Source organism: Leptolyngbya sp. PL-A3, assembly GCF_039962325.1.
Classification (GTDB): Bacteria; Cyanobacteriota; Cyanobacteriia; order Elainellales; family Elainellaceae; genus Vacuolonema.
Genome location: NZ_JAMPLB010000072.1, coordinates 17793 through 31597 on the forward strand (window position 1 = coordinate 17793; position 13805 = coordinate 31597).

13 protein-coding genes are annotated in these 13805 nt (G+C 50.0%); 4 read left to right on the top strand and 9 right to left on the bottom strand.

Going from position 1 to position 13805, the window contains the following annotated elements; all coding sequences use genetic code 11:
• Positions 1–68: 68 nt before the first annotated feature.
• From NDI52_RS29515 to NDI52_RS29540, 6 genes are all read right to left on the bottom strand, one after another.
• Positions 69–344 carry a hypothetical protein gene (locus tag NDI52_RS29515; RefSeq protein WP_348256843.1) on the bottom strand — a complete coding sequence of 92 codons (276 nt, stop codon included), beginning with the start codon at positions 342–344 and terminating at the stop codon, positions 69–71.
• Positions 345–842: 498 nt separating this feature from the next.
• The gene (locus NDI52_RS29520) at positions 843–2843 is read right to left on the bottom strand and encodes a diguanylate cyclase (protein ID WP_348256844.1); all 2001 of its coding nucleotides are present in this window, start codon (positions 2841–2843) and stop codon (positions 843–845) included.
• Between the two features lie 187 nt (positions 2844–3030).
• On the bottom strand, positions 3031–6639 hold the full coding sequence (locus tag NDI52_RS29525; RefSeq protein ID WP_348256845.1) for a hypothetical protein: 3609 nt from the start codon (positions 6637–6639) through the stop codon (positions 3031–3033).
• Between the two features lie 341 nt (positions 6640–6980).
• Positions 6981–7421: a hypothetical protein gene (locus tag NDI52_RS29530; RefSeq protein WP_348256846.1), complete on the bottom strand. Its 441-nt coding sequence runs from the start codon at positions 7419–7421 to the stop codon at positions 6981–6983.
• Between the two features lie 33 nt (positions 7422–7454).
• A complete protein-coding gene (locus NDI52_RS29535) occupies positions 7455–7790 on the bottom strand; it encodes a hypothetical protein (RefSeq protein WP_348256847.1) in 336 nt (111 codons plus the stop codon).
• Positions 7791–7801: 11 nt separating this feature from the next.
• Positions 7802–7990: a hypothetical protein gene (locus NDI52_RS29540; RefSeq protein ID WP_348256848.1), complete on the bottom strand. Its 189-nt coding sequence runs from the start codon at positions 7988–7990 to the stop codon at positions 7802–7804.
• Positions 7991–8226: 236 nt separating this feature from the next.
• Between NDI52_RS29540 and NDI52_RS29545 the strand changes: the two genes are divergently transcribed.
• The gene (locus tag NDI52_RS29545; protein WP_348256849.1) at positions 8227–8844 is read left to right on the top strand and encodes a hypothetical protein; all 618 of its coding nucleotides are present in this window, start codon (positions 8227–8229) and stop codon (positions 8842–8844) included.
• A 27-nt stretch (positions 8845–8871) separates the two neighbouring features.
• Here the strand turns inward: NDI52_RS29545 and NDI52_RS29550 are convergent, their stop codons facing one another.
• Positions 8872–9003, bottom strand: a complete 132-nt coding sequence (locus NDI52_RS29550) for a hypothetical protein (RefSeq protein ID WP_348256850.1) — start codon at positions 9001–9003, stop codon at positions 8872–8874.
• An 18-nt stretch (positions 9004–9021) separates the two neighbouring features.
• Between NDI52_RS29550 and NDI52_RS29555 the strand changes: the two genes are divergently transcribed.
• The 3 genes from NDI52_RS29555 to NDI52_RS29565 all read left to right on the top strand — a co-directional run bounded on the left by NDI52_RS29555 (position 9022) and on the right by NDI52_RS29565 (position 11893).
• Complete coding sequence (locus NDI52_RS29555) at positions 9022–9492, top strand: hypothetical protein (protein ID WP_348256851.1); 471 nt, start codon at positions 9022–9024, stop codon at positions 9490–9492.
• Positions 9492–10352: a hypothetical protein gene (locus NDI52_RS29560; protein ID WP_348256852.1), complete on the top strand. Its 861-nt coding sequence runs from the start codon at positions 9492–9494 to the stop codon at positions 10350–10352. The genes NDI52_RS29555 and NDI52_RS29560 overlap by 1 nt, the downstream gene beginning before the upstream one ends.
• 71 nt (positions 10353–10423) lie before the next feature.
• Positions 10424–11893: a hypothetical protein gene (locus NDI52_RS29565; RefSeq protein ID WP_348256853.1), complete on the top strand. Its 1470-nt coding sequence runs from the start codon at positions 10424–10426 to the stop codon at positions 11891–11893.
• Between the two features lie 298 nt (positions 11894–12191).
• Here NDI52_RS29565 and NDI52_RS29570 read toward each other — a convergent pair whose 3' ends face one another.
• Positions 12192–13667, bottom strand: a complete 1476-nt coding sequence (locus NDI52_RS29570) for a hypothetical protein (protein WP_348256854.1) — start codon at positions 13665–13667, stop codon at positions 12192–12194.
• Positions 13664–13805 (bottom strand): transposase (locus NDI52_RS29575; protein ID WP_348256855.1); only part of this gene is annotated, 142 nt, incomplete at its 5' end. The genes NDI52_RS29575 and NDI52_RS29570, both read right to left, overlap by 4 nt.

The window sequence follows — 13805 nt, forward strand, 5'->3', positions numbered from 1 at the left end:
TCCTCAGCCAAGAGCGGGGGCGTTTTCTCTGGGGACCGACGCAACGAAATTGCTATACGTTGAGCTTTCTAATCTTGTAGGTGCTCAATATTGCATCGTAAATTCGAGCAATTTCTAATCTTACGACGGATGTCCTCTAAAGCTTCATTCGCCCGCATCAGGTATTGATCTATGAGTTGAAAGTTACTCTCGGTCTCCTTGGGAAGAGGGAATTGGGCCAACATAGACGCTTTATAGCCGACTAATCTCTGCTGGCGTACCAGGAGTTCGGTAAAAGAGTAGTGATACTCAAGAGTAACGCGATCGCACTCCGTCAATTGGCGTTGAATCTCTTCAATGCTCATAGCAAACCTTCCGAACCTGGTAATACTTTGTTTTTAAGGGAAAACTGGAACGTGGATACATAACTATCGGAGGAGAATGCTTAAGCAGAAAGGCATAGATAAGGATGACAGAGGTACTCCTTAAGGTAGAGCCCAGGCCCCACCCCCGTGTCTTGGCCCTACCCCGAAATACCGTCGCACCACTGCTACCTATATACCTGAGTTGGGCGATCACTGTACTAGGGGCACCTACCCGCGAAGAAGCTAGGAGCAAAGTACCTTATCTAGTAAGCTTTGGGCCTGCTGCTGAGGTTCCTTTATGTGAGTGCGATCGCCTACACCTATTACCCATTATGGTTTGAGGCAATTAGGGGTCATGAGCAGGGGTTTTATTCCAGTTAGGAGGGCTAGCGAGCACCTCTCTAAAAAAACCAGAGGTGCTTCCCCAGCTTGCTAATATGGGGCCGTCTTAATACGGAGGCAATCGACTACATGCTTTAGAAAGGGTAAAGCATCTAACTAAGATTCCTTCACAACAACATATTGTTTACGCCCTAACCGCTTCGCTTCGTATAAAGCTTGATCGGCAAGTTGAATAAAAGCGTTTATGTTGCTATTTTGTCCAGGTAGTATCTGGACTATTCCCATACTGAGGGTAACCGTCTGACTGACCTCAGACCCTTCATAGGCAATTTTCAAAACCTCCATGGCGTTCTGAAGCCGTTGAGCTACCAGGATGGCTCCATTACAGTCGGTATTGGGGAGAATAACCGCAAATTCTTCGCCCCCATAGCGAGCAACTAGGTCATCTGGACGTTTTACAGCCCGTGCAGCCGTTTGGGCAACTCGTATCAAACATTCATCCCCGGCCTGATGACCATACAAGTCGTTATATCGCTTGAAATAATCCACATCTAACAGAATGAGGGTTAGGGGTAGCCTTTCTAGGGCAGCTCTTTGCCATTCCCAACGGAGTCGCCCATCAAAGCAGCGACGATTCGCAATTTGGGTAAGTCCATCAATATTAATAAGCTGCTGTAATTTATGTACCGCTTCGTCAAGCGCTACCTGCGCGCGCTCCCGTTCTTGAATTTCTCGCTGCAATTGCTGATTCGTATTGGCCAGTTCTCGCGTCCGATGGGTGACCTCCAACTCTAATTCCCGAGTATAGTCAGCCAAAATAGCTTCAGTTCGCTTGCGCTCACTGATATCTTGCCAGACAACAATTGCAGAAGTCACTCGCCCCTGGTCATCGAGTATGGGTGTCCCTCGTACTTCCAGGGGAATCACTCGGTCTCCCCGATGAATTTCTAAGTCATCATCGAGTAGATATTCTCCTTCGAGAGCTCGGGTTACTGGCAGGTTCTCAGAAGAACACGCAGTGTCCAAACCGGCGCGGTAGATGGAGCCGTGCCAGGTGGATGAGTTACCTTCGGCATCCTGATTTACCTTTAGGAGTTGTTCAGCCAGCGGGTTGGAGTATAGAACAGTCCCATTCTGACTATGAACGCTCACTCCAACCGGCAAGGTGTTAAGAAACTGGGTAAGCATCGCATTCGTGTATTTCAAATCGGATTTAGCTCGCTCGTTTTCATTTAGAACAGCACTTAAAGTTAAGGTCGTAATGCTAATGAATGCAATGAAAGATTGCAGCAGTATTACAGATGAATTGAGGGACTTATAGGTAAACGCACTATGCCCTTGAACAGTACCGATAATTGCAATCACAGCCGTACTAACCATCAGCAGTGTTGCACCCAATTCCCCAAAGCGAAACGCAGCCCAAATGATTAAAGGAACTAAGAGATAGGCGACAGGATAGCCTTGAATAAAAGCAATTTGGTTTACCACCAGCATCAGGAATAGAATGAGCATCCCTTCAATGGGCTGTTGCTGGAGTAGCCGCCTAAATATAGGAGCATTTTGATCCCAGGTCACAATTAAGGGCGTTACGGACATAGTGGCAAAAGAATCTCCCATCCACACTCCTAGAGCAATAGGTAGGTAAAACGACCAGGCAAACTTGCCTAGCAAGCAGAGGATGAGTGGAGTGAGGACTGCAGCGAAAAGAGGACTTAGAAAGCAGTTACAGGTAATAAAGTAAGTTGTATCTTTAGCATGGCCTAAGAAGTAGCGATTATTCGTTAAGTGGGCCGTCCAGTAAACCCCTAATAACTGACCAATTGTGCCGATCACGATTATCAGAAGTGTCAGCAACAGATCAGAGACAGTAGATAGACCATTGAAAAAAATAATTTGAGTTAGGAGGCCTCCTACCATTGAGCCTAACCAGATAGGATAGCCCCAGATGTAAATGAGCCCAACACTGACTCCCGTTGGAAACCAGACAGAGGTAAAACCAGACACTGGATCTATCGCAAAATTTGATAGGTAAGCCAGACTGAGATACAGCATTGCTGCGATCGCTTGTTTCCAGAAAGGAACCTGACGAAAGTCAAAAAGTTGGGTCCATCGATGAGCCTGAGCAGCGAGCGGAAAGTGACGAGTAGATGTTGCCATTCCAGGGGTTTACCGAGCTTTTGCCACATTGCATTACCCGCTCAGTATGCCCAAACAGAAGCAACTCCTGGGACTGCCATAATGGCTATCCCCAACCCAGTCTTTACTTATTTCCCCACAAGAGCAAAGTAGTCGCGCCATCTCCAAGTACCTAACAAGGCTGAGTATTTCGGCATTAATAGAAGGACTATGCGACCGCCCTCCCATACTCCGCGATCGCATCCAAAACCGCCTGCCGCTGATGCTCGTTCTCCGCATCAGCCCACGCCGCCTGCATCATGACCAGCACATCCTGAGGGCATTTTGACCAATCAGGCTGAGGTCCGTGATCGCAACTTGGAAGGGGTGGTATCTCTATACAAGCTGCGATCACGGGAACTGAATCTGCCGGATCGGAGATGCCCTCCTTGTCCTCAAGACGCTTGATAAACCGCTCTTCCAACGCTTTCACGATGGCATCGCGGTCGGTGTCTTGGAGGTTCGCGATGCCGTACTGACGCTCCCGTTGCTCCCGGCTCCCCTTCCAACCCTGGTGCTTAACCTCGTACCCCAGCTTCCGCAGCAACTTGTTGACGGTTTTGACCGGGGGATGGTCTTGGGAGATGTTGAGTCGCAGGTAGCGGCGGAACTGGTGACGGCGCAGGACTGCCCATTGGTGGACAGCGATCGCCTCCCGGCTGTTGTTATCCCATTGCCCAACCTTGCCATCAATGAAGGGCTGGAGCGGACATTCATTCAGTAGCTTTGCCTGACCGGAGCGGAAGGAAAGGCGAGTATAGCTTGCAAAGTGCCCCCGTCGGGTTGCCTGGGTGAGTTCATTCATCCAGGTCCAGCGGTCTAGCCATTGGGCAGCTTTTGGGTTGCGTGCCATCCAAAGCAGTTCGGCAGTTTTTAGGAAACGTCCGTTGTCTTCCACGAGAATCTTCAGGATAAATTGCGGGTCATTCAGATCCACTCCTGGCAACTTATCCTGAAGTAATCGCTTGTGGGCCAGTTCCCGTTGCTCCTGGGTGGCTTCCACTTCTTCCAGGATGGAGCGGGCTTCTGTCAGGGTTATTTCACTCGCATCGAGTTGGGCAAAGGTAGAGGCTTTGGCGATCGCCAACTTCCCTCCAATCCGTTGCCGCTCCTCAATCTCTGCCTTAGCTGTACCTTCAACAAACTGAACGCTAAATCCTCGCGATTTCCATAGCCCTACCAGGCTTTCTCGTAAGGTCAGACGATTGTAAGTACCCCTGGCCTGGTAACGGGCATAGTGGTGTAGCCAAAAGCCGAAGTCAGAATTAGGGTCATTTTCTGACGCTTTGAGGTTGGCGATCGCCTCCACCAGGTCGAGAGGAACCCCGTCGGCATTCTTCACATCTTTGGACCGTGCGTACTCGGCAAACTGCGTCAGCTTCTCTACTCCTCCAACATTGCGGTAGAAGTCGCGAACGATGACCTCAGGACGACAACTGCTAAAGAATTCATCGGTACGAGCACCAGAAGGTTTCACATAACCAAAGCGAGGAACATCGGTTCTGAGGCGTTCAGGCATTTGTTTGGCGGATCGCCAGTCCAGATGCACCAGATGGATCGCCATCGCCTGAAAATGACTGTTGGGGTCTGCAATACTGATGCCCTGCTGGAAGGTGGGAGAGTAGCCCAGGATGCGGGGGCGATGCTTAGCAATCCACTTATCGGGGTTGGTGCTGAGTTGTTGTGCCCACTCTTCTAACGAAGATTCGCTGTCGATAATGCAAATATCATTGGGGTCAATGCCGAAGGCGATTGCCATCTCACGGGTTTGACGTAACCACTTGGCCGAGTCACTGGCAATGACGAGGTTTTCTCCCTTGCTGAGCCGCTTTTTGATTTCAGCCCAGGTGCGGGAGGGTGAACTAAAGAGTGTAATGTCTCTGTTCCCGTTTTCGGTGCGCTCGAACTTGAGGAATTGCACTACCTCAAGGCCGGAAGCTTGGGCGATGAGATCTATTTCCAGATTGGTAATGCCATCTTCAGAAAGTACAATCCAGCCGCCCTGTTCTTTGACCCATTGAAAGAGCGATCGTAACCAACAAAGGTTGAGGGCATGGTTTCGCCCTGAGGTTTTGCCCTCCAGAACTTGATGGAGTAGCTGGCTCACTTCATCAATGAGGAGCAGTGGAGGCCCGTCTGGTAATCGCTTGGTAGGAAAACGCCATCCAGATTCGGGGCAGAGAGTAACTTCAGTGGGGCAGGGGCCAAAGCCTTTGAAGTCGCTGTGGTGTGGCAATCCCAGTACGGAAGCGGACTGTCGCCCCAGGGCATTTCTGGGAGTAAGGAGACAACGAAAGGCATTGGGGTACTGGCGGCGGTGCTGTTGAACCAGTTCTTTCAGAGCGGTTGAGGTTTTGCCGACACCCATCGGGCCATCAATCAAAACGATGCCAGCGGTTTGGGGTAGTTGCAGAAGGCCTGAGGGAATGTAGCGCCCTGATAGAGCGATCGTGGGTTCAACTCGCAGGCCATTGAATTCGGCCATGATGCGATCGGTTTCGGCCCGGTAACGTTCCCGTTCCTGCTGCTTGTGCTCCTGATGCAATGCGGCTTCGATCTTTGCAGTTTTGGCTTTGTGGGGATGTGCGGCTACCTTGGCTGCAACATCTGCTGGAGCCATTGCCAAAAATGCTTGGGGAGAGAGGAAGGCGATCGCCTTCACATCCTCCAACTCGTCAATGTCGGGATAGTCCTTGGAAGTTTGTCCCCACCAACCCACAAAAACGGAGTAGCCTTCCTGTTCCAGTAATTCCCAGGTGGCTCGGTATTGGCGCAGGACATTTGGGTTTTCCAGCGAACCAGCATCGGGGAAGAACTCAATGCGGTGGGTGCCCAATTCTGCGGCTAACTGTTCCAGGGTCACCCGCAGAGTTTCGGCACTGGCGGCAAAGAGTCCACCAGCCGCGCCAATAGTGATCACCTCTAACCGTTGGGAGGTGATGAAGGGTTTGGGGCCAGTTCCCTCGACCAGGGCGATCGCCTGCCGGGTCAGTTCCTCAGGTCGGAATACTGCCAGAGGTAACTCGCCATTGGGCAAATTGGGGGGCTGACCGTTAGGTCGTTTTTGAGTGACGCTTGATAGCCAGCGGTAGCGGCCACCGTCTTCAGCATTCCGCAGACGAAGCTGCAAGCCGACGATGAATCCGTCGATGTCGCGGATGGGGCAGAGGTATCCGGCTTCAGCAACGTTGAGCGATCGCCCATCCAGATTCACCCCTGGCAATGTGAGGGGGAAGTCCTCTGGTAGTTTCTGCCACGGTTCAACTGATACAAAACCACTGGCTTTAATTTGGGCTTCGCTGAGGCCGCGTCGGTGGAGGTCGGCCCGGTCTTCGGGGTGGAGGGTGAGGTGGGAGAGCAGGGGTCGGTAATGGCGATCGCGTTCAGAAGCAGGTAAAGACTGGGCGCGTTGTTGGGCTTCGGCTTGTTCCCGCAGGTGTTGCCGGATCTGTTGCTCCTGCCACCATTGTTCGCGGTCTTCGTCAGAGCGATTGTCTGGATCGTCAACCACCCAGACACCCCACAGACCATCCTTACTTAAGCCCGTAAATCGATAGCCGGGGACGACGGAATGACCAACGGTGTACTCCATGCAAAGCCGGAGGTGATTGGTCTCTCGACATTTACCCGAGGTATTCCCACAGAGAACACAAGGATTTTTGCGTTTGGTGGGAATGAGCTTATCCCGCCCTAAAAAACCTTGATAGTGAGCAGAAAAATTAGACAAAAAATCCTGTGAAGACTCAGGGGTGTGAGTCTCCGAAAGCAAAGTATTCATAGTGTTTTGATAGGCTTAATTCAGCCCTTAGTCCTATATATGGAGTCGATGAAGCAAAGGCGGGGTGGACGCTTCAGACCCAATCTTGAGAAGCAGGTTGTAGCAAAAATTGACGCACAAATCCATCAGTGTGCTATCTTTGTCTCAAGACTAGGTGAGTTTTTGACACAAAAACTCCCTGTACTGAGAGAGCAACACTCTTTCAGCTATCCACCAAGTAAGGTGGGACTATGCAAAACCAAATAACCTGTAACTTTTACAGAAACCGCTTTTGAGATTGGCCCCTCGTAGCGGTTTTTGTTTTTTGGGGCTATTAGTTTTTGCGTTGTGTCCTATCTGGGCTAACGCATGGGGCTGACCTCCTGGAGAATGTCGTGGGCAAACTTGTGGCTACAGGCCCTGGTGGACTGTAGGATTTCCCCGACTATCCTGTTAAGGATAATCCAATCAACCCCTTGAAGGAAGAGAATTTTGGGGTTTGACTGAGGATGAAAACCAACAAGCGACAGAACCCTCCTAGCGATCTCTGCTAGATAGTTCTGCCGCTCCTTCCGAAAGCTTCGGGTATGGTGTTTGATCGGGCTGATCAATAATTTACCTCCAGACACTAATAAGTGCAAGTGTACTGGTGGCTGTTTTGAGTCCTTTGTGAAATCTTGCATTGTGACGGATATACCCTTATCCGTCTCGCCATCACGCAAGTCACAGCAATGCTTTGAGTTCTCCGAATACCAGATGATGAACTCATCGAAGGTGACTGGGTTGTGAACGGCTTCAATCATGGTGATCGCCCTGTCGATTCTGTAGCGTTTATCCTATGCCGTTCGTGCCAACAGTTGCGAGGCCAAGTTGGTTAGAGCCGCAATTGCTTGAGATTGCTGATTTGCAAGAGTGACATGCCCTTCTAAAGCGGTTGCAATACGGTCTAGCTTGCTGTCAATAGCCTGGGAGCGTTGTTCTTGCGCGTTGGCATGGGATACCAATAGCTCAGATAACCTGGCAAGTTGCTCCTCAATGGCCTCAATTGCAATCGCAATGCGCTCCATACGTTGATCGAGGGCATCCATCCGCAGGCCCAGCACCTCATTCCCGCTTCCGGAAGGGGGAGTGGGTTGAGGCTGAGACTCTTGATTTTTCCGGGGTGGATTCATGGCGATCGCCCTCACTTCTTATCCAAGTTAGTTGGAACAGACATGGGTTCTCCGCGTAGAACACTCACCACAATTGCCGTGATTAGGTTCGGCACAGTCCTAATGTCTTTTTCTGCCCACTTTTCCAGGATGGCGTAGTGGTCGTCCTCAAAGCTAACTGTGGTGCGCTTCATGTCATCAGATATGAGCTTGGAATGCATAGATTCTAAAACTCCTACGAGGAACGATCTCATTTTGCCTTAAATAATTCATTTGATGCAAATGATTCATTTGATGCAATCCGTGTTAGCATCCCTTCAGAGTTATGGAACAACCTGGAACGGCCTATGAAACTAGTGGTTTGGCGATCGCTGTTCCGCTTGTGACGAGAGAATGCTGTTCCAAAGCTGTTCCGCTGTGTTCCACCAGTTCCATCAAGCTTTTGAGGCTTTAACCGATGAACACCTCGTTAACAAAGTTCTGCAAGGATACGGGTCTGGCAAAGACGACCGTTTACCGTCGCTGCCAGGAGTTGCAATGGGATGTGGCTGATGGCCTAACGCCTACGATGTGCGATCGCCTGCGCCATGAATTCGATATTCAGCCTGAACCTGAACCTGAAGCTGAGCCGCCTGTTATGCCGACAGTGACTATGGTGCCGGAGGGCTTCGTCACTCACTCGACGCTGGCTCCTACCCAGATGCTTGATCTGGCTCTACCTGAAGGTTTTGACCCGGCTGTTATGGTGCGGCACTTCGATGGGGTGATGGGCCAGACGGTGGACTCAGATCAGGTGGTGGCGATCGCCACCATTGCCACCAGCGCGGCTAAAAAGGCGATGGATGAGAAAGTGGCCGCCCAGGAACAAGCTCTGAAAAAGACTCAGGCTGACAAGAAAAAGCTGGAGTCCCTTATTCAGGGAACGGTCGTGGATCTGAAAGTGGCTGCCCTCAAATCTCAGCTTCTGGCATCGCAGCAGACTACTACTACCTCAGACCTTCAAGAAATGCTGGCTCAATTGCTTGACCTGGGAAAGCCGCAGGAAAACCCTACTGGCCCTTTATCTTCATCTTGATTGGGCTGCTGAGTGCTGCCCTAGCGTTCACCGTTGCTCACCAGTGCCCTCATTCACCCAATTCACCAATCCCTGATTGGGATACCCCAAATTCTTTAGGGGAGAGCGATCGCCCAGTTTCTCAGGCCGAGGCGATCGCCCCCTGTCCACTCCACGCAAATCGAGAGGAACAATCCTATGTTACGAAACCCAGATCCTGATAAAACCCTGACCCAACAACTAACTCCCCTGGCCGTCGTGCTAGTGGCCGCTGGTGCTGTTGCTCTGGAAGCTCCGCGCCAATGGGAGCGCTACCAGCAACGCCAGAGCGAGGTCACTCGTGTTGCCAACCTGCAACGTAGTAATGAACTGATGGAGCAAGAGCGGGCGATCGCCAATGCTCGCTACGATGCCGATTGCCTACTACTCTCTGAAAACGGCTACTTCGCCCAACTGGTGCCTAACTCCAAAGTAGTCAGCGGGATTAATGGCAATCCCCTGCAACCGGGCCTGGTAGTCTGCGATTCGATCGGTGGAACTGCGATCGTCGGTGAAGATGGCCGGATCACTCAGTTCGCTGGAAACGCAGCACCGGACGTGGTGCGAAAGGCGATCGAACGAGCCGTGACCAATGGTGCGCACTTCGGCCAAATCGGAGGTGAGGGCTAATGGCAAACACGCTCAAAAACCCCGGTTTAGGGAATTCCGGTTCCTTTGGTATCACGATGCTGGTTCTGGTTACGCGGATTGGTCTGGTCGTGTTCTGCGTCTGGAATGCGACTCTCTACTACAAGATCTTGATGTCCTTCTTTGCTCCAGAAGGATTCTTCAAGCTCCTGATTGGCTTTGTGGCTCTGGTGCTATGGGCACTACTGCAAGTGCTGGAAGTGCTTCCTCTACTGGTAAAAGGCTCCCTTGGTGCCTTGGCTCTTCTAATTAAAGCCGCTGAACGCTTCCGTGGGCTGGAGGTGAATGACAAGGACAATCCCCTGGTTGCCAGCCTTAAGACCCAATACAACGCTTTCCCGCAACGCTGGATTGGTCGCATCATGCTGCTCTGCTATGCGGCATTCTGCACCGACCTGGCTATCCTGCTTCGTTACTTCAAGCCGTTCGTAGTTTCCTTTACAGGTTTGGTAATTAATTGGGGCGATTTGCTTTGGCTAGTTATCTGCCTTTCAACAGTGCAAGTGGTTTGCTTCCTTTGGTTGTTGGCCGAAGGCGGTCGAGCCATTTTCAAGCCTGAGAAGCAGCCAACGACTTCATCCATAGCTACGGGTTCATCGTCAAAGCCGAAGCAGCCCACCAAATCAGCAGCCCCTCCGCCAGAAGAAGAAAGCTCGCTCATCAAGCACTTGCGGAAAACTTACGGGGATGAAGCTGTAGACCAAGCGATCGCCCAAGCAAAGCAGCAAACAAATGGTTCTGCTGCTTCAAATGGCAACGGCAATGGCCTCGTATCTGACCTACTAGATCGAGCCTCTCGTTTTACTCTGCTGCGGCCCTCCAATAAGTCTGAGAGCAACTGATCACGCTTCATCTGGGGCATCGCGGCACTGCCGTGGTGCCCCTTTTTCTTTACCCTTTGAGGAGAACTCTTATGAACTTTTCTGATATCAAAGCGATTCAACAGATTGCCGAATCGGGTTTAGACCCACATAGCGCCCTTGTGCAGCAGGCGGGCGATCGCATTCTCCAGAACTACCACGGCTCCCTCATGCTGCCCCTGGTGGCAACTCTGGGCAGCGTGGGCTACTGTTTATCTATTCTGGCCTCTGCTCCGTTGGCGATCGCCGTTGGTCTTGTAGGCGGGATGTACATGGTAGACAAAGTGCGTCGGGGCGAGCGAGCCTTTGACGACATCGAGAATGGACGGATTGAGCGCTATTTGAACGAGTCCCAGCGCCGGGTATTAGCGCAGTTGAATGCTGCTGGGAGTACCTCTATCGCTACCACTGCTGAACCCAAAACTATTGACACGGCTGCCATCCCTTCTCTAAGTCCGATCGCACCACCCCCCATTTCTAAAAACTGGAGCGAACTTCAGTGGCAGTTGTGGCAACGTCTGGTGGCAGACTGCCCCGATATGCGCTTTGTGCTGATGGGGAAGCTGGTGGTAGTGTCTGGCCCTCAACAGTGCGGGAAGTCGAGCCTGGCCAGTGCGATCGCCTACCTCCGCAGCTATCTGCTGGGATGGCCCACGATTGCTGTCACTCCCCACCGTGACGGGCAGAAGATTTTTGCGGGTGTGGTGGTAGGAGCCGGTGGTGACTTTGATGCGATTCAGGCGTTCTACAGCGACTTGGTAGAGAACCTGCGGATGGGAGGCGATCGCCAAAGTTTGGTGATCGACGAGTTGACCCAGTACAGCAACGGTCATGAGGAACTGGGTCAGTCTCTAGTGCGAACAGCTTTGAGTGAGAGCGATAAGCACGGCATTGCACCGATTCTGATTAATCATGCTCGTACTCTTTCCGGTGGCTTTGCAGGCATTAAGGGAGTCAGAGACCTGCTGGATAGCTCTGCGATTCAATTGACGCGCCAATACGGGGAGACGGATTGGGGTGAGCAGGTGCGTAGTGCCCAGGTGAAGATGCTCCGTCCTGGCCATGGAGAAGTTTTGCTGACGATCCCAGATTGGTTGTGGTTGCCCGAACTGCAAAAGCAGTATGCGATCACCTCCACTACCCCTGAAGCCGAAGCTGTGACTGCTCCTGCAACTGCTCCTTCCGAAGCTACCCAACAGTCAGATGAGCAGGTGAACCCATTTCAGTTGACCCCTGAGATGCTGGAACGCCTCTATCAGGCTAGTTCTGCACAATCCAATGTACCAATAGAAGAAGCCAAGGATGAGCGGTTGGATGGGTTGCCGAGGGAGTTGAGGGCAATTGTCGAATTTGCTCACCGTCGGGGAGATTGGATAACAGCCCGCGATGCGCGTTCAGGAATTCGTTTGCTGAAGACCACTCAGGTCTCCACCGCTATCATTCGGGGCTACTTCCGTCAGTTAGCTGTGCAAGAAATTGGCAGTGTGGACGGGGAGGGAGAGTTCCTCAGATACCGTTGTTAACCTCTGTTGGCACGTGTAAATCCCTGTGGACTGTGGGCAGATGCGGATGCTATAGATAGGTGTGGATTAGGGTGTGGACAGCGTTCACACCTGACCACAAAAGCGGTCTACATCCTCACTTTGTCCACACCTACGTCTACGGTTCATTCATCAATAAGAAGTTCATCCATTGCTCAAGACCTAGCTTCGTTACTTTAGATGGGAGTAGGAGTGCAGCAATATCCGATAGATTTGATTACCTACCTAGCTGATTTTATTTGCAGTTCGATAGTGTTCAAAATTCAATCTTCAAAGATTTCTATAGAAACTCTAAAAACAGTTGGCGCTTTTCTTCGGAAGTTAGCTTGGCCATAAGTACTTTAATGTGGGCAATGATTGCAGATTTACCTTGCAATGTTTCAGATTGCCACCAATCTTTGGCATCAATAGTTTTTTCTGCTGGATGCATTTCGTTATAAACTTCGTCTCCAACCTTTTCAGAGTTTCCAAGCACTTTGTGGAAAGCCTTTCGTTTTTGTGGTTCGCCATATCGGCGCTCGTGAGTGATTGCAATATTCCTATAGTAGTGAGGATTCGTTTTGCGGGGATCAACATTTTCAAATAAGGGATTTCCTTCAGCCTTAAGTGCTACAGAAGAGCTATAAACAGCACGAGTTACCATCGTAACTAAACCGCTAGCAGATAACTCCTTACCATAGCCCTCAAGTTTATAAGTACCAAGAGATGTAAAAACTAATTTCTCTTGAAAATTTGCTTTTGCCTCCGATAAAGTTAAATAATTATCTTGTACAGAATCTAAACGCTTTTGAAGCATTGTGAACTTCTCGTTATCTCCCTTTATTTCTGCTTGTCGGATACCTTCTTCTAACTCGCCGACGTAGTTAGTTAGCTCTTTAACATTCTTATATTCACGACGACTTACTAAACTAAGCCAACTATCTAAATCATTCATAGCAATTTTAATCTTAGGTCTCCAGTAATCAAACCATTCATCTAAATCTGCTACAACCTCCTGTGCCAAGATATCTGACAACATAAAATCACGGTCATCTCCAGTTTTATTGTCTTCTGGTTGGAGAATAACTCGATAACCATTTTCAGTACGGAAGAGGGTACGACCAAGTTCTAGTTCTCTTATTTCACGCTGTCGAATTGGACAATAGGTCAAAATAGCAATGACTAAATAACGCTGCCAAGCCCGGAGTACAGAAATATCAGAACGTTTGGTACCCCAAGAATCCCTTGTGGCACAGCATTTTTTTAGGTACTTTAAAATCTCAACGCATTGTTCTAAGGTCATTTCTTTTTCAGAGCGTTTCGATTTCTTATTCGCCTTCTTTTGTTCCTCATAGCGTTCAGCTAACTTATTGTTGATCATCCGAATCTCTTCAACGGATTCAACATCTCTATATTGTGGTTTTTTTGACTCGTGACAGTGTTGCCATTTTGCAACGTTTATAGCTAAATCACAAAATCCCTGTGCCCAGCCGCAAGTGTTACCTCTCTCATTGATTTCCCAGGAAAGGAATTTATTAAGTAAACTAGTATTCTCTAGAAGGCACAAGTCTAAAGATTCTTCTTGCCACCCTTCAACATTTTTAAGCCATCCTAAAAAGTCAAGAGCACGTTCTCGATGGTTATAAAATGTCTTTTCTCTCATCTTCTTGTCCTGGCGATTAGGGACGTATTCCCCTGTGCAGAACAGATGTAGTTCTTCTAGCTGGCGACATACCTTTAGAGGATGTTTGAAAAGTTTTGGGGTGTTAGAAATCATGCCAATCGCCGCACCATAATACGGATCATCGCTAGATAAATAAACGTCTCTGATGTTTCGGACAAATGCTCATAATCCCTCACCAAGCGCCGACATCCCATTAACCAGCCAAATGTTCGTTCTACAACCCACCGTTTT